This window comes from Novosphingobium sp. BL-S-33 (genome assembly GCF_056857025.1).
The window spans coordinates 3,088,666-3,112,750 of sequence record NZ_CM166474.1 but is presented as its reverse complement, the minus strand read 5'-3'; the positions used below and the strand labels follow the sequence as shown (position 1 = coordinate 3,112,750).

The 24,085-nt window shown below is 64.8% G+C and carries 19 protein-coding genes and 1 pseudogene; 12 read left to right on the top strand and 8 right to left on the bottom strand.

Annotated features, from left to right (window positions below):
- Nucleotides 1–5: 5 nt before the first annotated feature.
- The 4 genes from AC1VVM_RS14450 to AC1VVM_RS14435 are packed head-to-tail and all read left to right on the top strand — an operon-like array spanning nt 6 to nt 3,096.
- On the top strand, nt 6–1,307 hold the full coding sequence (locus AC1VVM_RS14450) for a heavy-metal-associated domain-containing protein (RefSeq protein WP_482955275.1): 1,302 nt from the start codon (nt 6–8) through the stop codon (nt 1,305–1,307).
- A gap of 12 nt (nt 1,308–1,319) precedes the next feature.
- Nucleotides 1,320–1,943, top strand: coding sequence for a P-loop NTPase family protein (locus tag AC1VVM_RS14445; RefSeq protein ID WP_132391773.1), 624 nt, complete (start codon nt 1,320–1,322; stop codon nt 1,941–1,943).
- Between the two features lie 54 nt (nt 1,944–1,997).
- Nucleotides 1,998–2,714: a serine O-acetyltransferase EpsC gene (gene epsC / locus AC1VVM_RS14440; protein WP_132391771.1), complete on the top strand. Its 717-nt coding sequence runs from the start codon at nt 1,998–2,000 to the stop codon at nt 2,712–2,714.
- 7 nt (nt 2,715–2,721) lie between these two features.
- The gene (locus AC1VVM_RS14435; RefSeq protein WP_207904925.1) at nt 2,722–3,096 is read left to right on the top strand and encodes a DUF2794 domain-containing protein; all 375 of its coding nucleotides are present in this window, start codon (nt 2,722–2,724) and stop codon (nt 3,094–3,096) included.
- Nucleotides 3,097–3,129: 33 nt separating this feature from the next.
- Here the strand turns inward: AC1VVM_RS14435 and AC1VVM_RS14430 are convergent, their stop codons facing one another.
- Nucleotides 3,130–4,041, bottom strand: coding sequence for an SDR family NAD(P)-dependent oxidoreductase (locus tag AC1VVM_RS14430; protein WP_482955274.1), 912 nt, complete (start codon nt 4,039–4,041; stop codon nt 3,130–3,132).
- 162 nt (nt 4,042–4,203) lie between these two features.
- Between AC1VVM_RS14430 and purS the strand changes: the two genes are divergently transcribed.
- On the top strand, nt 4,204–4,437 hold the full coding sequence (gene purS, locus AC1VVM_RS14425; protein WP_132391767.1) for a phosphoribosylformylglycinamidine synthase subunit PurS: 234 nt from the start codon (nt 4,204–4,206) through the stop codon (nt 4,435–4,437).
- Complete coding sequence (gene purQ, locus AC1VVM_RS14420) at nt 4,437–5,114, top strand: phosphoribosylformylglycinamidine synthase subunit PurQ (protein ID WP_482955273.1); 678 nt, start codon at nt 4,437–4,439, stop codon at nt 5,112–5,114. The genes purS and purQ overlap by 1 nt, the downstream gene beginning before the upstream one ends.
- Nucleotides 5,115–5,233: 119 nt before the next feature.
- Here purQ and AC1VVM_RS14415 read toward each other — a convergent pair whose 3' ends face one another.
- On the bottom strand, nt 5,234–6,259 hold the full coding sequence (locus AC1VVM_RS14415) for an IS30 family transposase (protein WP_482955272.1): 1,026 nt from the start codon (nt 6,257–6,259) through the stop codon (nt 5,234–5,236).
- Here AC1VVM_RS14415 and istA point away from each other — a divergent pair.
- Together istA and istB are read left to right on the top strand one after the other, a co-directional pair.
- Nucleotides 6,233–7,738: an IS21 family transposase gene (istA, locus tag AC1VVM_RS14410; protein ID WP_482955271.1), complete on the top strand. Its 1,506-nt coding sequence runs from the start codon at nt 6,233–6,235 to the stop codon at nt 7,736–7,738. The two genes, AC1VVM_RS14415 and istA, sit on opposite strands and share 27 nt — an antisense overlap.
- Nucleotides 7,735–8,604, top strand: coding sequence for an IS21-like element helper ATPase IstB (istB, locus tag AC1VVM_RS14405; protein ID WP_482955270.1), 870 nt, complete (start codon nt 7,735–7,737; stop codon nt 8,602–8,604). The genes istA and istB overlap by 4 nt, the downstream gene beginning before the upstream one ends.
- Before the next feature lie 73 nt (nt 8,605–8,677).
- Here istB and AC1VVM_RS14400 read toward each other — a convergent pair.
- The 3 genes and pseudogenes from AC1VVM_RS14400 to glmS all read right to left on the bottom strand — a co-directional run.
- Nucleotides 8,678–8,887 (bottom strand): annotated as a pseudogene (locus AC1VVM_RS14400) (helix-turn-helix domain-containing protein); the annotation flags it as partial.
- A gap of 229 nt (nt 8,888–9,116) precedes the next feature.
- Nucleotides 9,117–11,480 (bottom strand): putative bifunctional diguanylate cyclase/phosphodiesterase, encoded by a 2,364-nt coding sequence (locus AC1VVM_RS14395; protein WP_482955269.1) that lies wholly within the window; start codon nt 11,478–11,480, stop codon nt 9,117–9,119.
- Nucleotides 11,481–11,549: 69 nt separating this feature from the next.
- Nucleotides 11,550–13,373, bottom strand: coding sequence for a glutamine--fructose-6-phosphate transaminase (isomerizing) (glmS, locus tag AC1VVM_RS14390; protein WP_482955268.1), 1,824 nt, complete (start codon nt 13,371–13,373; stop codon nt 11,550–11,552).
- Nucleotides 13,374–13,768: 395 nt separating this feature from the next.
- Here glmS and AC1VVM_RS14385 point away from each other — a divergent pair, with 395 nt between their 5' ends.
- A complete protein-coding gene (locus tag AC1VVM_RS14385) occupies nt 13,769–14,452 on the top strand; it encodes a tetratricopeptide repeat protein (protein WP_482955267.1) in 684 nt (227 codons plus the stop codon).
- Nucleotides 14,453–14,500: 48 nt separating this feature from the next.
- Here the strand turns inward: AC1VVM_RS14385 and glmU are convergent, their stop codons facing one another.
- Nucleotides 14,501–15,877: a bifunctional UDP-N-acetylglucosamine diphosphorylase/glucosamine-1-phosphate N-acetyltransferase GlmU gene (gene glmU, locus AC1VVM_RS14380; RefSeq protein WP_482955266.1), complete on the bottom strand. Its 1,377-nt coding sequence runs from the start codon at nt 15,875–15,877 to the stop codon at nt 14,501–14,503.
- A gap of 59 nt (nt 15,878–15,936) precedes the next feature.
- Here glmU and AC1VVM_RS14375 point away from each other — a divergent pair, with 59 nt between their 5' ends.
- The gene (locus AC1VVM_RS14375) at nt 15,937–16,608 is read left to right on the top strand and encodes an HAD family hydrolase (RefSeq protein WP_132391757.1); all 672 of its coding nucleotides are present in this window, start codon (nt 15,937–15,939) and stop codon (nt 16,606–16,608) included.
- 25 nt (nt 16,609–16,633) lie between these two features.
- Here AC1VVM_RS14375 and AC1VVM_RS14370 read toward each other — a convergent pair whose 3' ends face one another.
- Nucleotides 16,634–17,320, bottom strand: coding sequence for a response regulator transcription factor (locus AC1VVM_RS14370; protein WP_165912334.1), 687 nt, complete (start codon nt 17,318–17,320; stop codon nt 16,634–16,636).
- 229 nt (nt 17,321–17,549) lie between these two features.
- On the opposite strand from AC1VVM_RS14370, the gene AC1VVM_RS14365 reads away from it, so the two are divergent.
- On the top strand, nt 17,550–19,979 hold the full coding sequence (locus AC1VVM_RS14365; RefSeq protein ID WP_482904461.1) for a TonB-dependent receptor: 2,430 nt from the start codon (nt 17,550–17,552) through the stop codon (nt 19,977–19,979).
- A 254-nt stretch (nt 19,980–20,233) separates the two neighbouring features.
- Nucleotides 20,234–21,112 (top strand): isocitrate lyase/PEP mutase family protein, encoded by an 879-nt coding sequence (locus tag AC1VVM_RS14360; RefSeq protein ID WP_482904460.1) that lies wholly within the window; start codon nt 20,234–20,236, stop codon nt 21,110–21,112.
- Nucleotides 21,113–21,191: 79 nt separating this feature from the next.
- Here AC1VVM_RS14360 and AC1VVM_RS14355 read toward each other — a convergent pair whose 3' ends face one another.
- Nucleotides 21,192–24,047, bottom strand: a complete 2,856-nt coding sequence (locus AC1VVM_RS14355) for a M16 family metallopeptidase (protein WP_482955265.1) — start codon at nt 24,045–24,047, stop codon at nt 21,192–21,194.
- Nucleotides 24,048–24,085: the final 38 nt, after the last annotated feature.

Here is a 24,085-nt window from a genome sequence, read left to right as displayed (position 1 = left end):
CGACGATGGCGATGACGTTCCCCCAGAAATTCCGGCAATTGGCCGGCCGTGACAAGGGTCGGCGCTGGACTGCGGCACGCGCAGCCGTGCTTCTCGGCAGTGCGGCCGCGCTTGGCGTGGTCGGATTCGGTGCCTGGCGAATCGCCGCGCAAGTCGAAGGCGATCGCGGGATTGCCCCGCTCGCCAACTCCGAAGACATTCAGGTCAACGGCATTCATGTCGATGTGACGGCCAAGACGGGCGCGGAAGCGCGACTCGAAGGCTGGAAGCAGGCTGAGAAGGAAGCCTGGAAGAAACTGGGCGGGCCGGACATGCCGATCGAATCGATCGATGCCATGGTCTCCTCGGTGGTGATCGGGCAGGAACAGGTCGGCCCGCGCCGCTATATCGCCACGCTGGGCGTGATCTTCGACAAGGGCAAGGCCGGTCAGTTCGTGGGCGGCGGCGGGGCCATGGTGCGCTCGGCGCCGCTGCTCCTCCTGCCGGTGCTCAATTCGGGCGGCGTGCAGCAGGTCTTCGAAGTGCGCGGGCCCTGGCAAAAGGCCTGGGCCGAGTTCCAGGCCTCGCAAAGCGCCATCGATTATGTCCGCCCCGTAGGCGCAGGCGGCGATTCGCTGATTCTCACAGCCGGTCAGGCCACGCGCCGCAGTCGCCTGGGGTGGCGCGGTCTGCTTGACCAGTTCGGTGCGACCGACGTGCTGATCCCGATCGCGCGGCTTGAACGGCAATGGCCCGGCGGCCCGATCCACGGCACGTTCACCGCGCGCTATGGCCCGGACAACACGTTCCTCGACAGTTTCGAGCTGGACGCTGCCAGCGATCAGGAACTGCCCGGCATGATGGCCAAGGCCGTCGAGCGGACGGACGAGATCTATCGCAACGCGTTGGCGAGCGGGCAGCTCAGCCCCGATCCGACGCTGACGATGAGCCAGGTCGCGCTCGACCGGGCGTTTGCCGAATTGCGCCAGAAGCTGATGCCGCAAGGCGGCGCATTGCCGCAAAGTGACGTTGTGCCGGTAATTCCGGCCGCGCCCGTGGGGCCGGTGGCTCCCGTCGCAGCGCCGGTCACGGTGGAAACCGTGTCTGTCCAGTTCGCCAGCCCCGATGCCGCCGCGGTCGATGCTGCGCTGGCTGCCGTGCGCGGCGTGCCGGGCGTGAAGGGGGCGGCCACGGTCAGCCTTGCCATCGGCGGCATTTCGGTGCTGCGTGTCAGCGTCGAGGGCGGCGCCGACAAACTGGCCGCCGCGCTGCGCGCGCAGGGCTGGAAAGTCTCGGCAGGAGGCGGCGCGCTGAGAATCAGCCGCTAGAGGGTTCGGGGGATGAAGCAGATACCACTTCCGCTGTCGACCGCGAGCGACAGCCCGCCGCGCATTGTCGTCGGCAACGCCAATGCGGCGGCGATCGACGCGTTGCTGGAGACGGGCCGCTGGCCGTTCCACGCGGCGATTCTCTCGGGCGCGCCGCGCTCGGGCAAGTCGCTGCTGGCGCGCTGGTTCGTCGAGGCCGGACACGGCGACGCGCTCGACGATGCGGACCGCATGGAGGAAGACGCGGTTTTCCACGCCTGGAACCGCGCGCAGGAAAGCCGTCGGCCGCTGCTGATCGTGTCGAGTCATCGCCGCGGCGAAGGCGAGGGGCGCTGGCAGGTGGCGCTGCCTGACTTGCGCTCGCGCCTCGGTGCGGCGCTGGAGCTGGAGATCGACGCTCCGGACGAGGCGATGATGGCGGACCTGATCGAGGTTCACGCGCAGATGCGCGGCCTTGTTCTCGATCCGGCGGCGCTAGACTATCTTGTACCGCGCGCCGAGCGTAGCCATCTGGGCGTCGAACGACTGGTCGCCGCGATCGATCGTCTCAGCCTGGAGCGCAAGAGTCCGCCGACAATGGCGATCTGGCGCGACGCGCTGGAAGAGGTTAAGGGCGGCGATCCGAAAGGCACCTGAGGCCAGCTTGCCAAGCAGCTTGCCAGACGGGCCGTTTGATGGGAGATTCGCGCGATGCTGGGTAATCTTGTCCGCTATCTGGACTCGGTCGTCGCGCGCGACCCTGCACCGCGTTCGCGGTGGGAAGTGCTGCTCTATCCGGGCGTGTGGGCGCTGTTCTTCCACAAGATCGCGCACCGGCTGTTCCGCGCGGACCTGTTCTTCCTGGCCCGCGTGGTCAACCACGTCTCCCGCTTCCTGACCGCGATCGACATCCATCCGGGCGCCACGATCGGGAAGAACTTCTTCATCGACCACGGCTTTACCGTCATCGGCGAAACCGCCGAGATCGGTGACAATGTGACGATCTACCAGTGCGTGACGCTGGGCGGGTCGAACCCCACCAACGGCAAGGGCGGCAAGCGCCACCCAACTCTGCTCGACAATGTGATCGTCGGTTCGGGCGCGCAGATCATCGGCCCGGTCACGGTCGGCAGGCGTGCGCGCGTGGGCGCCAGCGCGGTCGTCACCGAAGACGTGCCCGAAGGCGCGACGATGATCGGCGTCAAGGCCCGCTCCACGCTGGTCAAGGCAGAGACTTACGCCAAGGAATTCATGCCCTATGGCACGCCCTGCAAGGAGCCGTGCGAGCCGGTGGGCAGCCAGCGGGTGGACGAGCTGGAAGAGCAGGTTGCCGCGCTTCGTGCGCAAGTCGATGCGCTGCTGAAGCTGCGTGAGACTGAGCTGCGCGAAGCGGAATTGGCAACCGAGCCGGCCCGCAAGGGGGTGTGAACGGCGGATGGCGGCAGGCTCCATCGGCAGTCCGAATCCGCTTCCGGCAGGCGTCGTCGCCTTTCCGGCGCGCGTACCGCTCCAGACGGCGTTCGACCGGATTGAACTCCAGCGCATTCTTGATCTCTATGGGCGCATGGTCGCCGCTGGAATGTGGCGCGACTATGCGATGGACTTCGGCAAGGACGCGGCCAATTTCTCGGCCTTCCGCCGTGCGGCCGAACGTCCGCAGGCACGCATAGAAAAGCGTCCGGCACTGCGCGGCAAGCAGGGCATGTGGACGCTGTTCGGAGAAGCGGGGCAAATCCTCAAGCGCGGCCATGAACTGGCGGGTATATTGAGCCCGCTGGAACGCAAGCTGCTGAAAGTAGTCGAGGGCTGAGCGCGGCCTTTTGGCGGCCGCGCGAACGTACTCTCAATCCTGCGATTTGAGCAGGAGCGAGAGCGCGTGATGCGCCTGTTCCATGCCGGTATTCATCACCCGGTCGCCATGACGGTCGGCAATGCGGTCCCACGCTGCCGCGAAACCTTCCACGGTCAATTGCTCCCCCGAAAGCAACACGCCGTCGTTCATGGTGATGAACGCGCCTTGGCAGACGCCGCCTCCGGCCGCGACGATGGCGTCGTTGGGGGCGTCCTTCGAGACGAGGTAGAGCGCGGCGGGGACCACGGCTTCAGGCTCGAAGGCGGCATAGGCCTCGTCCGGGAAGATGTCGGCGGTCATCCGCGTGCCGGCGGTGGGGGCCAGCGAATTGACGCGGATTCCGTACTTGGCGCCTTCCATGCGCAAGGTGCGGGCAAGGCCCAGCACGCCGAGCTTGGCGGCGCCGTAATTGGCCTGCCCGAAGTTGCCGCCCAGCCCGGAGGCGCTGGTGGTCATCAGCACGCGGCCATAGCCCTGTTCGTGCATGGTCGCCCACACCGCCTTGGTGGCATAGGCGCTGCCGAGCAGGTGGACGCGTACCACCAGCTCGAAATCCGCCATGTCCATCTTGGCGAACGTACGGTCGCGCAGGATGCCGGCGTTGTTGATGAGCACGTGGATGCCGCCCCACGCTTCCTTCGCGCGGGCGGCCATGGCCTCCATCTGCGCGAAATCGGAAACGTCGCCGCCATCAGCCATGGCCTCGCCGCCAAAGCTGCGGATTTCCTCGACCACGGCGAGTGCTGCGTCGGAATGCCCCGATCCGTCGCGTTCGGTGCCAAGGTCGTTCACGACCACTTTCGCGCCGCGTCGCGCCAGTTCCAGCGCATAGGCGCGGCCAAGGCCATGACCGGCTCCGGTAACGACGGCGACCTGGCCAGCGAACGAGATGGGATCCTGCATGAAGCGGGAATGGCAGGTTGCCGGCCCCCCATCAAGCGCGCATCAAGTGCCCTTCGATTGCAAAGATGACACGGTTTTGCCCCTCGGATCTTGCCCCGAGGCGCTCTCGGCGTCATAGGCGCTCTGAAACGAATCTGCGCTGTGCAAGCGAAAGGTCCCCAGATGAAAGTCCGCGTCCACGTCAGCCTCAAGTCCGGCGTCCTCGACCCGCAGGGCCGTGCGATCCACCACTCGCTCGAAGGTCTCGGCTTTGCCGGCGTCAACGACGTGCGTGCCGGCCGCCTGTTCGAACTGGATGTCGACGAGAGCGTGACCGACGAAGCGCTTGACGACATGTGCCGCAAGCTGCTCGCCAACATGGTGATCGAGAACTACCGCATCGAGAAGGTGGCCTGATGTCGTTCCGCTCCGCCGTCGTCACGTTCCCGGGCTCCAACTGCGACCGCGATCTGGCGGTGGCGCTGGAAAAGATCTCGGGCAACGAGTGCATTCGCGTCTGGCACGGCGATGCCGATCTGCCGGATAATCTGGACTTCATCGGCCTGCCGGGCGGGTTCTCTTACGGTGACTACCTGCGCTGCGGTGCGATTGCCTCGCGCTCGCCGGTTATGCGTGCCGTGATCGATGCCGCCAATCGCGGCGTGCCGGTGTTCGGCGTCTGCAACGGCTTCCAGGTCCTGACCGAAAGCGGCCTGCTGCCGGGTGCGCTGCTGCGCAACTCGGGCATCCGCTTCGTCTGCCGCGACGTCACGCTCAAGGTCGAGAACGCCCAGTCGCTGTTCACCTCGGGCTACGAAGCCGGGCAGGAAATCTCGATCCCTGTCGCCCACCACGACGGCAACTACCACGCCGACGCGGAAACGCTGGACCGCCTTGAAGGCGAAGGCCGCGTGGCCTTACGCTATGTGGGTGAAGTCAACGGTTCGGCGCGCCAGATTGCCGGCGTGCTCAATGCGGCTGGCAACGTGCTGGGCATGATGCCGCACCCCGAGCGCGCCATCGATGCGAAGCATGGCGGTACCGACGGCCGCGCGCTGTTCGAAAGCGCCATTCGCGGGTTGGTGGGGGCCTGAGGCCGCTACTCTCTACATAACGAATCGAACGAACGCCCCCGGTTTCGGGGGCGTTTTTCGTTTTGGTCAGTGTAGTTAAAGCATCCACGCTCTCAATTTCGCAGCCCTTCCTAATCTCGTCATCCCCGCGAAGGCGGGGATGTGGATTCACATTCGAAGTGCAACGGTTGAAGAGAGCATGCCTCGGCGGGTGTTTTGAAGTCGAGGCATTTTCGCGGTGTATTGTTGTAGCGTTGGATGATGTCCTCAAAGTGGGCAGGCGAGAGATCCTCGATGTTGGTCTTGCGCGGCAGGTCGCGTCTGAGGCGGCCGATGGCGTTTTCGACGCCGCCCTTTTGCCATGGGGCGTGGGGGTCGCAGAAGAACGTATCGATGCCGAGACGGTGCAACCTGTGGTGCTGTGCAAACTCGGTGCCGTTGTCGAGGGTCAGGGTTTGGCGCAAGGCGGCGGGCCAGGGCCGCAGCATGGCGGCGAGCAGGTCGGCGGTGCGCCGGGCCTTTCGGTCGGGCGGATGGCAGATCAGGGTGTAGCGCGAGGAGCGTTCATGGGCGACGAGGATGGCCTGGCCGTATCGGGCGAAGAGCATGAAGTCGGCCTCCCAGTGGCCGGGCCGGGACCGATCCGCGGCCTCGCCCGGGCGCATGGCGATGGGTTGGCGCTTGGCGATGAAGCGGACCGAGGATCCGCCGGGCTTGCGGCGCCATCCGCGGCGGGCCTTGGCGCGGGGCAGATAATGGCGCCATGATCGATCGTTCGTCCGCCTGATCTGGGCATGGATGAAGCGATAGATGCTCTCGTGACTGATGATACGCACGCCGGCCTCGCGGGCCATGCGGCCGGCGATCTGCTCGGGTGACCAGCCGGCCGCGAGGCGGCCCAGCACGCCCTCGCGCAAGGCCTGATCGCGTTCGAGGCGCATGCCCGACCAACGCCGGGTGTTGCGCGGCGATCTGGACGAGAAAGCGCGACAATCAAGATGAGAATCCGGTGTGTCGGGATCGGCGTAGGGCGTAGCCCGTAGCCGGTCCCGACACACCGGAGGCACTCTTTGCCGGGTGCCTGTGATGGTCGTGGTGGCCGCTATGCATCGGGTTTTCCGGGGAGGAGGACCTGACGTGTGGCCGGCCGACACATCAACGATCATCAAGTGAGACTTTTCATGACCAACAGACGTTATGACCCCGTCGCCTTGGCGGCGGCGAAGGCCGGGTTCAGTCCGGCGACGGGCTATCGGGTTCTGCAGGCCACCCAGCTGCCATCGCAGCGGCAAACACCGCGCAGCCGGCGCCGACCCGATCCCCTTGCCGGTATTTTCGATGAAGTTGTCGTGCCGATGTTAGAGGCTGCCCCGGGCCTTCGGCCCATAGCGATCTTCGAGGAGCTGCGGCGCCGATATCCCGAGACGGAGTTCGGCTCCCGGCGAACCCTGGAGAGGCGCATTCGCGACTGGCGCGCCGTCAACGGGCAAGATCGCGAAGTCATTTTCCGGCAAGTGCACGAGGCCGGGCGGCTCGGCCTGTCCGATTTTACGTGCATGGACGATCTGGGAGTTTCCATCGCCGGACAGCCCCTGGACCATCTGCTCTATCACTTCCGGCTTCCATGTGGCGGCTTCGAACACGGGCACATCATCCTGGGCGGCGAGAGCTTTGTCGCCTTGGCCGAAGGGCTGCAGAACGCGCTCTGGTCCGCAGGCGGCGCGCCGAAGCTTCATCGTACCGACAGCCTCTCGGCCGCCTTCCGCAATCTGGACGCGGATGCCAGGGTCGACCTGACCAAGCGTTATGACGCGCTCTGTGACCATTATGGAATGGAGCCCACGAGGAACAACCGGGGCGTTGCCCATGAGAACGGCGCGATCGAAAGTGCCCATGGCCATATCAAGGCTGCCATTAGGGATGCGCTGCTGCTGCGCGGGAGCGCCGACTTCTCCGACCTTGCCGACTATCGCCGCTTCATCGACGAGGTCGTGAATGCGCGCAACCGGCGGCACGGCCCCGGGATCGATGCCGAACGCAAGTTCCTGCAGCCGCTGCCGGACGTGCGCACCACCGACTACGAGGAGATCCTCGTGACGGTCACATCCTCGGGCGGCTTCACGTTGCGCAAGGTGTTCTACACGGTCCCATCCCGCCTGATCGGGCACCGTTTGCGGGCTCGCCTTTATGATGACCGCCTCGACCTCTTCATCGGCGGCACGAGACTCATGACCCTGCCGCGCGGACGCGCAGGCATGAACGGGAAGCACGGCCACGTTGTTGATTACCGGCACGTGATCCATTCCCTGCGCCGTAAGCCCATGGCACTGTTAGGGCTGGTCTATCGCGATAGCCTGTTCCCGCGAGAGGCCTATCGCCTGATGTTCGACCACCTGCTGGAATTTCAGGGCGAGCGGGAAGCCTGCCGCACCACCGTCGAACTTCTGGCCATGGCTCACGAGCGTGCATGCGAGGCCGAACTCGCGGGGCTCCTGACCGAGGACCTGGCGGCGCGCCGAACGCCGTGCCTGACAACCTTGCGGGCCCGGTTCTGTCCGGACCCTGCCGATCTGCCCGAAGTCGTGGTCGAACTGGTGCCGCTCTCGATCTACGACGGACTTATCGAACAGGGAGAAGCCGCATGAACGCAACTCCCATGATTGATGCACAGCGTCTCAGCCTCATGCTCAACGAACTGCGCTTGCCCACCATCAAGCACATCTGGGGGGACTTCGCCGCCCAGGCAGACAAGGAAGGATGGCCCGCCAGCAGATTCCTCGCCGCGCTGGCCGAGCACGAACTTGCCGAACGCGATCGGCGTCGGATCGAACGCCACCTGGCAGAGGCACATCTACCCGCAGGCAAGACCCTCGACTGCTTCGCCTTCGATGCCGTGCCGATGATCTCCAAGGCCCAGGTCATGGCCCTGTGCGCTGGCGATGGTTGGCTCGAGCAAGGTGCCAACCTCATCCTGTTCGGTCCGCCCGGCGGCGGCAAAACCCACCTCGCCGCAGCTATCGGCCTGGCGTTGGTAGAGCGGGGCTGGAGGGTTTTGTTCACCCGGACCTCCGACCTCGTGCAACGCCTGCAGGTCGCGCGGCGCGAACTCGCGCTCGAATCCGCGATGGCCAAGCTCGACAAATACCACCTGCTGGTTCTCGACGACTTCGCCTACATCTCGCGCGACCAAGCCGAGACATCGGTGCTCTTCGAGTTGATCAGCGCGCGCTACGAGCGACGGTCGTTGCTGATCACCGCCAACCAGCCCTTCGGCGAGTGGAACAGGGTCTTCCCCGATCCCGCGATGACGCTCGCCGCTGTCGACAGGCTCGTCCACCACGCCACCATCTTCGAGATGAACGTCGAAAGTTACCGGCGGCGCACCGCTCAGGCCAGACGCACCGGTGCCGGGCGGCCCGCCGCATACACCACGCCAAAGGTTCTCGAGACCATCCGCGACAATCAGGATGAGAACGACGAACTTGCCAGCGACAATCTAAACGGGCACTGATCGACGCGCTGCGACAATCACATTCTCATCCTGATTGACGCGCAATCATCATCCAGTTTGTCGCGCTACACATGCCCGACCAACGCCGGGCGCGCGCCTGCTCTTGCGCATAGCCGGGCCGATAGCCCACCGTGCTGCCGCTGTTGCGCTTCAGCTCCCGAGAGATCGTCGATGCCGAGCGATCCACAGTTGCCGCGATCTGGCGCAGCGATTGCCCGTCTTCATGAAGACGGGCAATCGTACACCGCTCTTCCAGATCAAGCTGTTCGTAAGCTCTTCCCATGACAACACCATAACCTGGTGTTGCACTTCGTTTGTGAACTTGGCGGATCCCGCTTTTCTGGGCGGGCGTGGAGAGAAGAAAGCGGGGCCCCCGCCTTCGCGGGGGCGACGGAGCGTTATTGTGGAAGGTCGTCGCTTCCGCGCTGGGCGCTGGGTTGGAAAGCTACGAGAATTGAAAAACCGCGCCCCGGAGCGGAGCGCGGTTTTTCAATTCGCAGCAGCGTCCCGCTTCAGGCGGCGGTCTGGCCGTGTGCGAAACTGCGGTTATGGAACAGCCCCAGAGCGTCCTTCGCGATCATCGGACGGCCGAAGTAGTAACCCTGGATCTTGCGGCAGCCGAGTTGACGAATCATCTCGACTTCCTTCTCCGTCTCGCACCCTTCCGCCGTGGTCGACATGTCGAGGCTGTCGGCCATGGCGACAACGGCGCGGATGATGGCAAGGCTTTCGGCATTGCCGGTTGCTGCGCCCTGCACGAACGAGCGGTCCACCTTGATCGTCGAAAACCGCAGTTTGCGCAGATAGCCGAGCGAGGAATAGCCGGTACCGAAGTCATCGAGCGCCACCTTGCAGCCCAGCGCCATGACCTGTTCGAGCGCCGAACGCGCCAGCGTGGCGTCGCGCAGGAAGATGCTTTCGGTCACTTCCAGTTCGAGCCGCGCGGCGGACAAGCCGCTCTGGGTGAGGGCGGCGACCACGCTTCCCGCGAAGTTGTGATCGAGCAACTGCTCGCCTGAGACATTGACGGCTACACGCACATGCTCGGGCCAGTTCATCGCTTCGAGGCAGGCTTCCTTGAGCACCCATTCGCCGATGGGGACGATCAGGCGGGTGTCCTCGGCCAGCGGAATGAACTTTGCCGGGCTGACGAAGCCGTGTTCCTTGCTGTTCCAGCGCAGCAGCGCCTCGAAGGAGACAACGCCTTCGGTCAGGGCATCGACCACGGGCTGGTAATTGAGCGTGAACTCGCCGCGCTCAATGGCCGAACGCAGCGAGAATTCAAGCTGGCGGCGCTCCTCGGCATGGGCGTGGAGCGCGGGTTCGTAGGTGTAGTGGGCGTTGCCGCCGCCGTCCTTCGAACGGTAAAGCGCAAGATCGGCATTGCGCATCAGCGTCTCGACCGTCTGCCCGTCGCGCGGGCCAATGGCCGAGCCGACCGAGGCGCCCACATAGAGCGTGTGGTGATCGACGTGATAGGGCTGCGACAGCGAGTGGATCACCCGCTGGGCCACGCGGTTGACGTGTTCCAGATCGCTGGCGTCGCGGATGACGACGGCGAACTCGTCCCCGCCAAGGCGGCCGCAGAGTTCCTTTTCGGTCATCTGCGCCTTGAGCCGTTCCGATACGCGGGCCAGCAACTGGTCGCCGACGAGGTGGCCTAGCGTATCGTTGACGGCCTTGAACCGATCGAGGTCGATCATCAGGAAGGCGCAGCGCGTGCGCCACTTCTCCGCATAGGCGAGCGCTTCGCCCAGCGCTTCGGTAAGCATCAGGCGGTTGGGCAGGCCGGTCAGCGTGTCATAGCGGGCAAGCCAGGCGATTTTGTCGCTGTTCTCGCGTGCTTCGGTGACATCGGAGCCGACGCCCCGGAAACCGTCGAACTGGCCATTTTCGTTAAGCTTGGGCGTGCCGGAAAGCTCCCACCAGCGCGGCTTGCCATCGATGGTGACGCGCACGAGCAGGTTGGAAAAGCTTTCGCGGCGCTTGAGGCGCTCCGCCAAATCGTGAAGGCTGGGCGGGAACTGGCCGCTATCCCAGGCCGACCCGGCAATGAGCTGGATGAAGGGAACACCCTCGATCTCGGTGGCGTCGCGGCCGAGCGCATAGGCAAAGCGCGGCGAGATGGCGCGCACGCGGCGGGCGGTGTCGATCTGCCAGAGCCAGTCGGCCTCGCCTTCCTCGAACTCGCGCAGCAGCATCGAGACGACTTCGTCGCGCTCTGTCATGCCCGCTTCGGCGACTTTGGTGGAGAGGTACTGGCGCGCGCTTTCAACGGCGCCGGCGATGATGACGCCCGCGAAGGCCAAGCCCACCAGTGCCATGTCGTAACTACCGAGCACCACGAAATAGGCGATTGTCGATCCGCCGACGATGCCGGTGAAGATCAGCGTGCCCAGCGGAATGCCCGGCATAAGCACGGTGCAGCCGGTCATCAGCATGGCCACCACGGTCCACAGCTTCACCTGGGCCTGAGGATCGATGAAGGGGCCGAAGGCACAGACCGGGATCGACCAGACCACGGCCCGGGCAACCACGGTGAGCGCATGGCGGCGGATCTCGGCGTGGGTCAGGCGGCGGCGGTCGGCGTCGGCAAGGTCGCTCTCGATTCGCGCGCTCCACCAGAGGGTGGCGCAGACGAGGGCGGCCCAGCCGCCGATGGCGGCGGGGTGAATATGTCCGAACAGCACGGCCACCGCAGCGGCCAGCGCCGCCAGTTGCGTCGCGATTCGCGCCGTCCGCGCTCGGCCGAGGCAGGAATATTGGAGACCGCGAAGACGCGCCCAATCACCTTCCGCCGGTTCGGTGAAGCCGAGGACGGCGAGGACTGGCAGCTCCTTCGGAAGAGCTTGTGGGGGTTGCGACCGTTTGTTCACGTCCCGGCGTTTACCCGCAGAAGGGTTATTACCAGGTAAACCTTTCGCGATCATCCGGCCGCACTTCCCTTATTCGACAGTGACGCTCTTGGCGAGATTGCGGGGCTGATCGACGTCCGTGCCCTTCACGCAGGCGACGTGATAGGCGAGGAGCTGGACCGGCACCGCATAGACCAGCGGCGCGATCAGCGGGTGTACGCGCGGCATCTCGATCGTGGCGATGCAGCCTTCACCGGCTTCGGCAATGCCCTCGGCGTCGGAGATCAGCACGACCTTGCCGCCGCGTGCGCGCACTTCCTGCATGTTGCTGACGGTCTTCTCGAACAGCGGACCCGAAGGGGCGAGCACGATCACCGGCACTGCTTCGTCGATCAGAGCGATGGGACCATGCTTCATCTCGCCTGAGGCGTAACCTTCAGCGTGGATGTAGCTGATTTCCTTCAGCTTCAGCGCGCCTTCGAGGGCCAGCGGATAGTCCGGACCACGGCCGAGGTAGAGCACGTCCCGAGCCGGCGCGATAAGGTGCGCCATCGCGGCGATCTCTTCGTCGAAGGCAAGCGCGGCGTTGAGGCTGGCCGGGGTCTGGAGCAGGTGCTGGACGACCTCGTTCTCTTCCTCACGGTCCATGCGTCCATGCTTGACGGCAAGGTGCGCGGCAAGCGCGGCAAGCACGGCCAGCTGGCAGGTGAAGGCCTTGGTCGAGGCGACACCGATTTCCGGACCGGCGTGGGTCGGCAGCAGCAGGTCCGCCTCGCGCGCCATCGTGCTGGTGGGTACGTTGACGACCACGGCGATGGTCTGCCCGGCGGCTTTGCAGTGCTTGAGTGCAGCGAGCGTGTCGGCCGTCTCGCCGGACTGCGAGATGAACAGGGCAAGGCCGCCCGGCTCCAGCACGGGATCCCGGTAGCGGAATTCGGAAGCCACATCGATATCGACGGGCAGGCGAGCGAATGTCTCGATCCAGTACTTCGCGACCATGCCGGCGTAGAAACTGGTGCCGCAAGCGACGATAGTGATGCGCTTGATCGCCGAAAGGTCGAAATCGATCTGCGGCAGGGCGACCGACTGGTCCACCTGGTGGATATAGCTGCGCAGGGTCTGCGCCACCACGGTCGGCTGCTCGAAGATCTCCTTCTGCATGAAGTGGCGATAATTGCCCTTCTCGATGGCGACCGCAGAGGCGCCCGAGGAGACGATTTCGCGCTCGACCGGGTTGTTGTCGGCATCGAAGATCTGCGCACCTTCGCGGGTGATGACCACCCAGTCGCCTTCTTCAAGATAGGTGATGCGCTGGGTAAGCGGGGCGAGAGCGAGCGCGTCGGAGCCGAGATAAGTCTCGCCGTCGCCATAGCCGACGACCAGCGGCGAGCCGAGGCGGGCGCCGATCAGCAGGTCCGGGTGCTGGCGGAACGCGATTGCCAGGGCAAAGGCGCCGCGAAGCTGCGGTAGGACAACCTTCACCGCATCCTGCGGCGAAAGTCCGGCTTCAACTTGCTCGGACACGAGGTGGGCGACCACTTCGGTATCGGTCTGGCTCTCGAACGTGCGGCCGCGCGATTCGAGGGCTTCGCGCAGCGGGCGGAAGTTCTCGATAATGCCGTTGTGGACGAGGGCGAGATGCTCGGTCGCGTGCGGGTGGGCATTGACAGCCGTGGGCGCGCCGTGGGTGGCCCAGCGGGTATGGGCAATGCCGATCAGGCCGGGCGCGGGATCGCGGGCCAGCTCATTGACGAGGTTGATCAACTTGCCTTGCGCGCGGCGGCGGATGAGTTGGCCGTTTTCGACGGTGCAGACGCCCGCGCTGTCATAGCCGCGATATTCCATGCGCCGCAGTCCGTCGACCAGTCGATCCGCGACCTGTTCCTTGCCGACGATGCCGATGATTCCACACATTGCGCTTACGTTACCTTGTTCGAGCGGAAAGAGCTTTGCCCTACACCGTTAAAGGTTGGCGTTTGCTGGCGCCACCATGAAGGCTTGGTAATGTGTGCAAAGCGAGAGGGTTATTTTAGGGATCGCGAGGCGTGATTGCCACTGGCGTCCGATCCCGCCCCCGGGTTGAAAGCAGTGTGCCCGCGCGACGAGCGGACATCGATCAGCGCCCAGTCGTGAAATAATGCTTCCCGTGATTGGGGCGCGGCGAAACTTCTTGTCAAACCTTGCTCGTCGGATACTCTACCTGCTTCGACGAAGGCCGTTCGATGAAACAGCCCGGCATAGACCGGTGCGAGCGGCTCGATCGGGAGAGGACACTGCCGATGAACTTCGCTTTGAAGTCGGTTTCTTTGATGGCTTTAGGTATCGCGCTGACGGTGCCCGGGATGGCGATGGCCGGTGAGGCTCCCGCGCTGGCGCCCGTTGCGCTGGTTAGCGGAGCGGCCCATGCCGAGTATGTCGGCACGGTGAGTCGCGGGTTCGACATGATCCGCGCGGGTAAACCCGAAAAGGCGGTGAAGCTGTTCGACTCGGTCATTTCCGCCAGCGAGCAGGGCCTTGCCGGGGATGCGCGGCCGCGCCTGTGCCTGTCCGATAACGGCGGCCATGCGGCACCGTCCAACGCGATCATGGTGAGCAGCGCGGTATGCGATGCGCATTTCGGCAAGGGCTATGCCCTCGTCGATCTTGGCCGGGGTGACCTTGCCGAGAACGAATTGCGCCGGGCTACCGAACTCGCGCCCGATAACGCGCATTATGCCAACGAATATGCCGAACTGTTCAAGTCGCGGCGGCAGTTCCAGAAGAGCTATGATCTCTTCGCCCATGCCTGGGCTATCGTCGACAAGAATACCAAGGGATCGGATGCCGGAATCGCCGGGCGTGCGCTGCGCGGTATGGGCTTCAACCTGATTGAACTCGGCCGTCTGGGCGAGGCGAAGCAGATGTTCGAGCAGTCGCTGCTCTATGACCCCAGCAACAGCGGCGCGAAAAGCGAGCTGGACTTCATTGCGCAAAGGCAGGCGATCGGCGCCTGATTGCCATGAATTGACGAGGAGGGCGGTTTTGGCCGCCCTCCCGGTTTTTCACTTGCCGCCGGCTGCCCGTTCGGCCTTTTTCTTCTTCATCGCGTCATGGAAACGGTCGGCCCAGCCGGGCTTGACCAGTTGTTCCCCGCGCACCAGCCGCAGTTCGCCATCGGCGACATCGCGGGTGACCGTGCTGCCTGCCGCGACGATGGCGTCGGCGCCGATCTTCACGGGCGCGACGAGGGCGCTGTTCGAACCGATGAAGGCGCGCTCGCCGATCACGGTGCGGTACTTGAAGTAGCCGTCATAATTGCAGGTGATCGTGCCCGCGCCGATATTGGCTTTCGCGCCCACGCTGGCATCGCCGATGTAGGAGAGGTGGTTGGCCTTGGCGCCTTCGCCCAGTTCGGCGTTCTTGATCTCGACAAAGTTGCCGACCTTGGCGCCCTTGCGGAGCACCGCGCCGGCGCGCAGGCGGGCATAAGGTCCGACCGTGGTGCCGGTGTCCAGCGTGGCGCCCTCAAGGTGCGAGAACGCGTGAATGGTAACGCTGTCCGCCACGGTGACGCCGGGACCGAACACCACGTTGGGTTCGATCGTGACATCGCGGCCGAGCTTGGTGTCGAACGCAAAGAACACGGTTTCGGGCGCGATCAGCGAGGCGCCGTCGGCCATCGCCTGCACGCGGCGGCGGGCTTGCCAGCGGCCTTCCGCCTCGGCCAGTTCGCCGCGGCTGTTGATGCCGCCCACTTCGTGCGGATCGTCGGTGACGATGACCGCGCATGTCCGCTCGTCCAGCGTCGCCACGTTGACGATGTCGACAAGGTAATATTCGCCCTGCGCATTGTCGTTGCCGACGCGCGAGAGCAAGTCGAACAGGTCGGCCGATTTCACCGCCATGAGCCCCGAATTGCACAGGCGGCAGGCGCGCTGCTCTTCGTTCGCGTCCTTGTATTCGACCATCATGACGATGCGTCCGTCGTCATGTGCGAGCACGCGGCCGTACTGAAGCGGATCTTCGGGCTCGAAGCCTAGCACGACCACGGCAGGCGCGTCGGGCGCATGAAGGCGCTCGATCATTGCGCGCATGGTATCGGTGGTGACGAAAGGCACGTCGCCGTAGAGAATCAGCACATCGCCCGAGAAGCCGGCGAGGGCACCTTCAGCCTGCTGCACCGCATGCCCGGTGCCGAGCTGCGGTTCCTGCACGGCAATCGCGGCGCGGCTGCCCAGCGCTTTTTCAAGCTGTTCGCGGCCATGCCCGGCCACCACCACCTGCCGCTCTGGCGAGAGCGCGGCGGCGCTTTCCAGCAGGTGTTCCAGCATCGGGCGGCCGGCGATCGGGTGAAGGACCTTGTGAAGATCGCTCTTCATGCGAGTGCCCTTGCCGGCGGCGAGGACGACGATTGCGAGCGCGTTGGAATTTTCGACCATGTTCATCACTTGCCAGCAAATTGTTGCGGTTTCCACATCGGCAGGCCACGGAAGGGCGGATGACGGATTTCCCCTTCGACGTAGTCGGCTTCGATCTCGACGGTACTCTTCTCGATACGCTGGGCGATCTCGCCCTGGCGCTTAACCATGCGCTGGCGATCGAGGGGCGACCACCCATTGCAGTGGACGCCGTGCGCGATCTTGTTGGCGGCGGCGCCCGGAAGATGCTCGCCAAGGGCCTTGAAGTCACGGGCGGCGGTGTTTCCGACGCGCGTCTGGAAGAACTGCACCAGGCACTGCTTGCCTTCTACTCCGACCATGTCGTCATGACCACGCGGCTCTATCCGGGCGGCGCGGAAATGCTGGACGGCCTTGCCGCGCGCGGGGTGAAACTGGCGATCGTGACCAACAAGCTCGAAGCGCTGGCGGTGCAGATCTTCGCCGAACTCGGGCTGTCCGATCAGTTCTTCACGGTGATCGGCGGCGATACACTGGGCCCGGGCCGCGCGAAGCCCAAACCCGATCTGATCGAACTCATGCTGGAACGCGCGGGCGGCGGCAGGGCCGCTTTCGTGGGAGACACCACTTACGACACTGGCGCAGCGGCGGCTGCGGGCATTCCCTGCGTCGCGGTGAGCTTCGGCTTCAACGACAGGCCACCACACGACCTTGGCGCCACGGCGGTGATCGATCATTTCGACGAGTTGATCCCCACGCTCGAAAGCCTTTGATTCGCGCTCCGGTCAGGGAGCCGAATCAGGCTTCCACGCTGTCGAACACGTAACCGAACGAACGGACCGTGCGCGGCAGGTGCGGAACCTGCATCGAACGCAGCTTGCGGCGCAGGCGGCTGACCCACGAATCGACCGTGCGTTCGTCGCAGACCGCGATGCTCTTGCCGAGCACGCCGATCAGCTCGCCGCGCGTGAACACGCGATTGGGATTGCGTGCGAAGTGATTGAGCAGCCGCTGCTCGTTCGACTGGAGCGGCACGACAAGGCCCTTGTAGCGCGTCAGGTGAGAATCGGGCTGGATGACCAGTTCGCCGATCTGGATCGCGGGAGCTTCCTTGCGGGCGGCCGAAACCGGTTGATAGATGCGGAGCCGCTGCACCAGCGCCTTGGGCGTGAGCGGGCCGATCAGATAATCATCCGCCCCGGCATCCAGCGCACGGGCCTGCGCGCGGGGATCCGGCTCGCCCAGCACCATGGTGATGTGCAGCGGATGATCGTTGATCCGGTCACGCAGCAGGCCGCAAAGCTGCAGGCCCGACATTTCCGGCAGCAACCAGTCCACGAAAACCCAGGTCGGCCCTCGCGGTATGCGGGCGCAAAGCGCGGTCGCATCCATCACTTCCGCCTCGAACGTGAGGAAGTTGTCGCGGACGGCGCTGACGTGGGCAAGGTCGCCCGAAGTCAGCATGATATCGCCGGATTTGATCATGGCATTCCGTAACTCAGTGGCATTTATGCGTCGCATTAGGCCCACTGCGGCCGCCACACACGTGTCAAATTTGTCATGTTCTGCGCGTCACAATATGGTCAAGAAAAGCACAAAAAAGCAACACAGTTCTGACCTGTCCCAACCCTAGTGAGCCTCCATGTCGCCCCAGCGGGCGCATCTTCCACTCTATCCGAGCGGAAGAAATTCAAAAGAATTCAGGGAGTTTCTCATGATTCGCCACGCCATTCGTCTGGCGGCCACCTGCAGCGTCGTCGCGCTGAGCCAGGCGCCCGTCGCTGCTTACGCCGATGATGCCGCCGCCAGCCCTGCTGCCGAAAGCAGCGGAAATACGACAATCATCGTCACCGCCACCAAGCGGGAAACCGACCTTCAGAAGACCCCGATCGCCATCTCGGTCATCGGCGCCGACGATATCGAGAAGCAGCACGTCCAGAGCCTGATCGACCTCGCGAGCGGCAGCGTGCCCTCGCTGCGCGTCGCCACGTTCGAAGCGCGCCAGTCGGCGCTGACCGTCGGCATTCGTGGCATCGTGCCGTTCGACGCCAACCAGACCGCGCGCGACCAGGGCGTGGGCGTCTACCTCGACGGCGTCTACCTCGGCCGCCAGCAGGGTCTGAACGCCGCGCTGTTCGACGTGAAGCGCATCGAAGTGCTGCGCGGTCCGCAGGGCACCCTGTTCGGCCGTAACACCGAAGGCGGCGCGCTTAACATCGTCACCGCTTCGCCCACCGGCGAATTCGGCGGCCGCGTTGTGGCGGGCGTGGGCAACTATGGCCAGCGCAACGGCGAAGCGCACATCGACTTCCCCGAATTCGATCACATCTCGATCAAGGTCGACGGCGTTTACCAGCACCAGGATCCCACGGTTAAGAACCCGCTGGCCGGCGAAAAGGGTTGGAACGCCTACGACCGCGTCGGCGGCCGCGTTCAGGCCCTGTGGAAGCCGATCGACGGTTTCACCGCGAACATCTCGTTCGACAAGTCGCGTGACGAAAACACGCCGAATTACAGCCAGTTGGTGAACTACAACCCGAATAATTATCCGGTTGCGACGCTGGCTCAGATCGCGGCGAACAAGGGCGCTCTGCCGAGCGGATATATCGCTCCGCTTTCGCCGATCGTCGACGTCACCGGCGACAAGCGCGTGAAGACTGCCGATGTCGGCGTGCCGCAGCAGTACAGCGTTGACCGCACGCAGGGCATCATGGGCAACCTCAGCTATGAGATCAGCCCGGAATTGACGGTGCGCTCGATCACGGCATGGCGCCAGGTCGATACCGACCAGTACGACAACTCGGGCGGCCCGGCCCGCACCGTGTTCCTGCCGAACGCCAAGTTCAGCCGTTACTCGCTGTCGTTCCTTGACCAGCACCAGTTCAGCCAGGAACTGCAACTGGTCGGCAGCCTGCCGCAGGTCGATTTCGTGGCCGGCGCCTTCTACTTCAACGAGCATGCCAGCGAAAACGCTGCGACGCCCAGCTCGAACCTGTGGAACGCGGACGGCACCGGCTACACCGTGCTCAGCCCCATCGTGACCGGCCCGGTGACCTCGGGCAATCAGGGTTGGGACGACAGCTCGCTGTTCCTCCAGCGCGACAGCCACGCCAAGGCGCAGAGCATCGCCGCCTTCGCGCAGGCCACTTACACGCCCGCCGGTCTGGACCAGCTGCACCTGACCGCAGGCGGCCGCTACACGCACGACAAGCGTAACGGCGTGCTCGACATGGTCAACGGTGCGACGGTTGACTATACCTTCCACGCCACGAAGGACCGCTTCGACCCGATGGTCACGCTGGCCTATGACGCCACGCAGGACATCAACCTCTACGCCAAGTATGCGACCGGCTACCGCGCAGGCGGTGCCAACGACCGTTCGCAGACCTTCTCGGCTTTCGGTCCGGAATCGGTGAAGTCCTATGAAGTCGGCGCCAAGATGCTGTTCCTCGACCGCATGGTTCGCCTGAACCTGGCCGGTTACATCATGGATCGCACCGGTACCCAGGTGGACTTCGACAACGTCAACACCGATACCAGCAGCCCGTACTTCAACCTGCACACGCAGGAGACGATCAACGCCCCGGGTACGACCAAGATCCGCGGTATCGAAGCTGAACTCAGCGTCCACCCGATGGATGGGCTGACGTTCGGCGCATCCTATGCCTACACCTACACCAAGGTTCCGAAGACGCTGAACCCGTTCCTCAGCACCGATACCAACTCGGTCTACCAGAACGTCTTCATCGTCTACACGCCGAAGAACGCGGCTGCGGGCTATGTCGACTACAGCATCCCGGTGGGCGTGCGTGACGAAAGCGTGCTGTTCCACCTCGACGCGGCCTATTCCGATCCGCAGTACAGCTTCGAGGACGAAAGCACGAAGACGCAGAGCAGCTTCATCGTCAACGGCCGCATTGCGCTGGCGGACATCCCGCTCACCGATGGCGGCTCGAAGCTGACGGTCTCGCTGTGGAGCCGCAACCTGCTCAACGAGACGAATATCTACCGCCGTTCGGCCGCGAACTCGGTCTACACGGTCAACCCGCTCACTGGCGCGAAGAGCTACGCCGGCGTGCTGGGCGATTATGCCAACTTCAACCCGCCGCGGACGTTCGGCGTGGAAGGCACAGTCAGCTTCTAATTCAACCAGTCCTATCCTGGCAGGCCCTACCCTGGGGTCTGCCGGCGGGCTCCTGCCTGCATCCTGCACGCGGCGCGACTTCGGTTGCGCCGCGTGTTCTTTTTGAGGCTCCCATCCTCAGCCGGCATGCTTCGCGGGGCCGATGAACGCAGGGGCGATGGCGGCTCGGCTTGTCGCTGCGCCCCGATCATGCGAGCCATTCGCGGTGACGGACCCTTCCGCGGGATGGGCCGCGAGAATGGGAGACGATGACGATGCCGACACCGGGTGAAAAGCTGCGTGCGCTGATCGAGAACGGCGAGCACTTCGTCGCGGCCGAGGCCTATTCGGCGATCACCGGGCGGGCGGTTGAACATGTCGGCTTCAAGGCGGCCTATCTCGGCGGCCATGCCTGCTCCGCTTTCCACTACGCGGTGCCGGACAATGGCGTGTTCAGCCAGGTCGAGATGATCGAGCAGTCGGGCCGGATCGCGCAGGCCATCGACATCCCCCTGATCGTCGATGCCGACACGCTGGGCGAGACGGTGGCCGATGCCTATCACTTCACGCGCCGCTATGTGGCCGCCGGGATCGCCGGCTACCACGTCGAGGACGAGGTAAACCCGAAGCATTCCAAGCACGTCAACGGCCTCTGCTCGATCGAGGACATGCAACTGCGCATCGAGGCAGGGGTGAAGGCGCGGGGCGATTCCGGCCTTGTAATCATCGCGCGCTGTGACGAACTTTATACCGTGGCCAACGGCGGCGGTGGCAGCGGTTCGGCCGAGGAGGCGATCCGGCGCGGCAAGGCCTATGCCGAGGCGGGGGCGGACGCCATCGTCTTCGCCAGCGCGCCGCCGGAGCAACAGGCCGAAGTGATCCCGCACATGCCGATTCCGGTCTGCACGCTGGGCTTCAACCTGCCGAACACGGCCTTCACGCTTTCGACCGGCTGGGGCTGGGTCTCGGCAGCGGTAGGCCATCTCCGGATGGCGCGCGAACTGATGGAGACCGGTTCAGTGGCGAGCGCGATGAACGCATTCACCAACTTCCCCGAAAAGTACGACCTGATCGACCAGAAGCTCTTCGACGACCTGATCGTCGAATGGGCCGAGCGCACTGGACGGCCGACAAGGCCCAACCACGCGCGCTAAACGGGCAAGGGCTTCCTCATCGGGAAGCCCCCCGTGTTACCACTCCGTCGTCCCCACGCAGGCGGGGATCCCGCTTTTTCTACTTCGCCGGTTCGGCAACGCCTTCAGGCAGTGCCAGAACCTCAAGCCCCTGTGCCGGATCGAGATAACGCTTTGCCTCCGCCTGCACATCGGCGGCGGTCAGGGCAGCCAGCCGGTCGTGCGCCCGGTGGAAGCGGTCGATCCGATCGCTCTCCGTCTGGGCACGGTCAACCAGCGAGAGCCAGCCGCCATTGCTCTTGAGCGCGTTCTGATAAGCTTCGAGCAGCGGCTGGCGCGCGCGCTGGAGTATATCGTCGCTGATCGGCGCCTTCCGCAGCGCGGTCATGACCCCGCTGATCGCCTTGCGCGCGGCGGGAACGTCGGCAACGTCGATCGAGGCGACTACTGCGAACGTGCCGTAGCCCTTCCAGTGGCGTGAGAGCGAGACGCCCGCTGTGGGGGAATAGGCCTTGCCCAGCGCCTGGCGCAGGCTGTCGGTCAATTCGATGCGGACCACGCGTTCGAGCAGCTGGAGCTTCAGCGATTCCACCGGGTCCGAATCGTCGCGCGTCGGCCACGTCACGCGCAGCATGGCCTGGTCGGCGGGGCCGGTGTGGCGGACCACATGCGGGGTGCGGTCTGCCGTGAACGTGCGCGGCGGCTGGTCGTCGTAAGGACGGAATGCGGGGTCACGCGCGGGGAGGGCGCCGAATGTGCCGGCGACCATGGCGATGGTCCTGTCCTCGTCGATGTCGCCAACCACGCCGATCTCGATAGCGCCGTGTACCAGCCTGTCGCCGATATCACGGCGCAACTTATCGAAGGTGAGGGCGCGATAGTCCTCAACCTTGCCGAGGCTGAAGCGGGGGTCGTTGTCCGAGATGATCGTGCTGAGATCGGCCTGAAGTGCTGAGGCGGGCGTTGCGCGCAGTCGGGCGAAGTAGGTGTTGATCTGTTGGCGATATTGCACTTCGCCTTCGGGTCGGAAACCCGGATCGGTGACCATGGCGGCCAGTAACTGAAGCTGGAGTTCCAGATCGCGCGGCGTGGTGCCGTCCTGCGCCACGAAGCTCGCCTCGCCGTTGCTCATGCCGATGCCCAGCGTGTGGCCCGCCATGATCGTATCGAGTTCGTCGCGGCTGTGCTTTCCGAGGCCGCCTTCGTCGATATAGGGCACCATGTCGGTCGCGCGCGGATTGTCCTTGGTGTCGAGCATGTCGCCGCCATCGATGGCCAGGCTGACGTCGACGCGGTCCTTGACGATATCGGTATGCTTGAGGTTGAGCATGACGCCATTGGCGAAGCGTACCTCGCGGATGCCCAGCACCGGATCGCGCGTATCGGACACGACCGCGCCGGGCTTGCCGAAGTCGGTATAGGCGAAGGCGGCCACGGTGCCGGCTTCCTCCGTGGCGATCGGCGCGCGCATGGCCTGCTGCCAGGCATCGCGGATCGTTTTCTCGCCGCCGTTGGGCGCGGTGCGTCCTTCGAACCGGATCAGCGGCTCGTCGAGTGCGATGGCTTCCCGCTTGAGCGCGGCGAGCACGGCGTCCGGCTTGATCTGCGGGGCGAAGGCCACGAAGCGGTCGAGCACCGACTTCGGCGTCCCGGGGACCTGCCGATCGTCGACCAGCGAGAGCGCGGCGGCGGCGAGCGCGCCATTGCTGCGGGTGGCAGCGGAGCCGGCGGCATCGGTGAGCGAGGTCCGCAACTGGGCGACCTGCTCGGCAATCTCGGCCTCGGTGAAGCCTTGGGCAAGGGCGCGGCGATATTCGCGCGCGGCGGCCTCCAGCGCGGTCGCCCACTTGCCGTCGACACTGTCGATGATGAGGCGCGTCGAGCGAGCGGCCTTGAACATGTCGCCGGTGCCGAAGCCGGCGCCCCGGAACGGCGGCTCGGCCGTGCGCGAGAGGCGTTGGAGGCGGCGGTTGATCACATCGTAACCGATCGAACGCAGCAGGTTTTCCTGCCGCTGGGCCACGCTGTCGGGCTCATCGAGCCAGGCGCCGTTGCGCTGGATCACAAGGCGCTCGGAGAGGGCAGGATCGATCCAGATACCGGTGCGGCCCTTGTCTCGGCCGTCGACGGGACCGGCATCGGGCTGCGCTTCCGCCGGTCGCGGTGCCCAGTCGCCGAACCGGCTGCGGATCGCGGCTTCGACCACATTCGCGTCGAAATCGCCGATCACCACCAGCGTGGCATGGGCGGGCACGTATTCTCGCGTGTAGAAGGCGCGCAGGGTCTCTGCCGTGGCGCCGTTCAGCGTCTCGGCTGTGCCGATCGGAAAGCGGCGGACATAGCGCGAGGCGGGATAGAAGAAACCGGACTGGGAGACGACATTGCGGTAGGAAAACGTGTTGCGGTCACGCATTTCCGAGAAGATGACGCCGCGTTCGCGTTCCAGCGCGGATTGCGAGATCGTCAGCTCGCTCGCGGTTTCGCGCATGAGCATGAGCGCCGTGTCGAGCAAGTGCTGGTCGGCGCGGGGCAGGTCGAGCTTGTAGACGGTGCGCTCGAACGTGGTCGAGGCATTGGTGTCGGCCCCAAAGGCCAGGCCCTCGCGCTCCAGCAGCGGCACCATCTGGCCTTCGGGAACGTGCGTGGAGCCCTGGAACGCTATGTGTTCGAGGAAGTGGGCAAAGCCTTGTTCGCTGTCGCTTTCATCCAGCGATCCGGCCGCTACATCCATGCGCACAACGGCGGTGCCCGCAGGAGTGGCATTGTGGCGGATCACGTAGCGCATGCCGTTGGCAAGGCGTCCGAAGCGGAAATCCGGATCCACCGGCACGTCGCTCTTCTCGAAAGCCCAGCTGGTGTCGTCGGGTCGGGGAGCAGACGCGGGGGCAGGCGCTTCCTTCGCGGCCAGCGGAAGCGGCGCAAGAACGATGAGAACGGCGATCAGGGCGGTACGCATGGGCGTTGGAGTGCCCCACTGGGCCGAACTCCACAAGC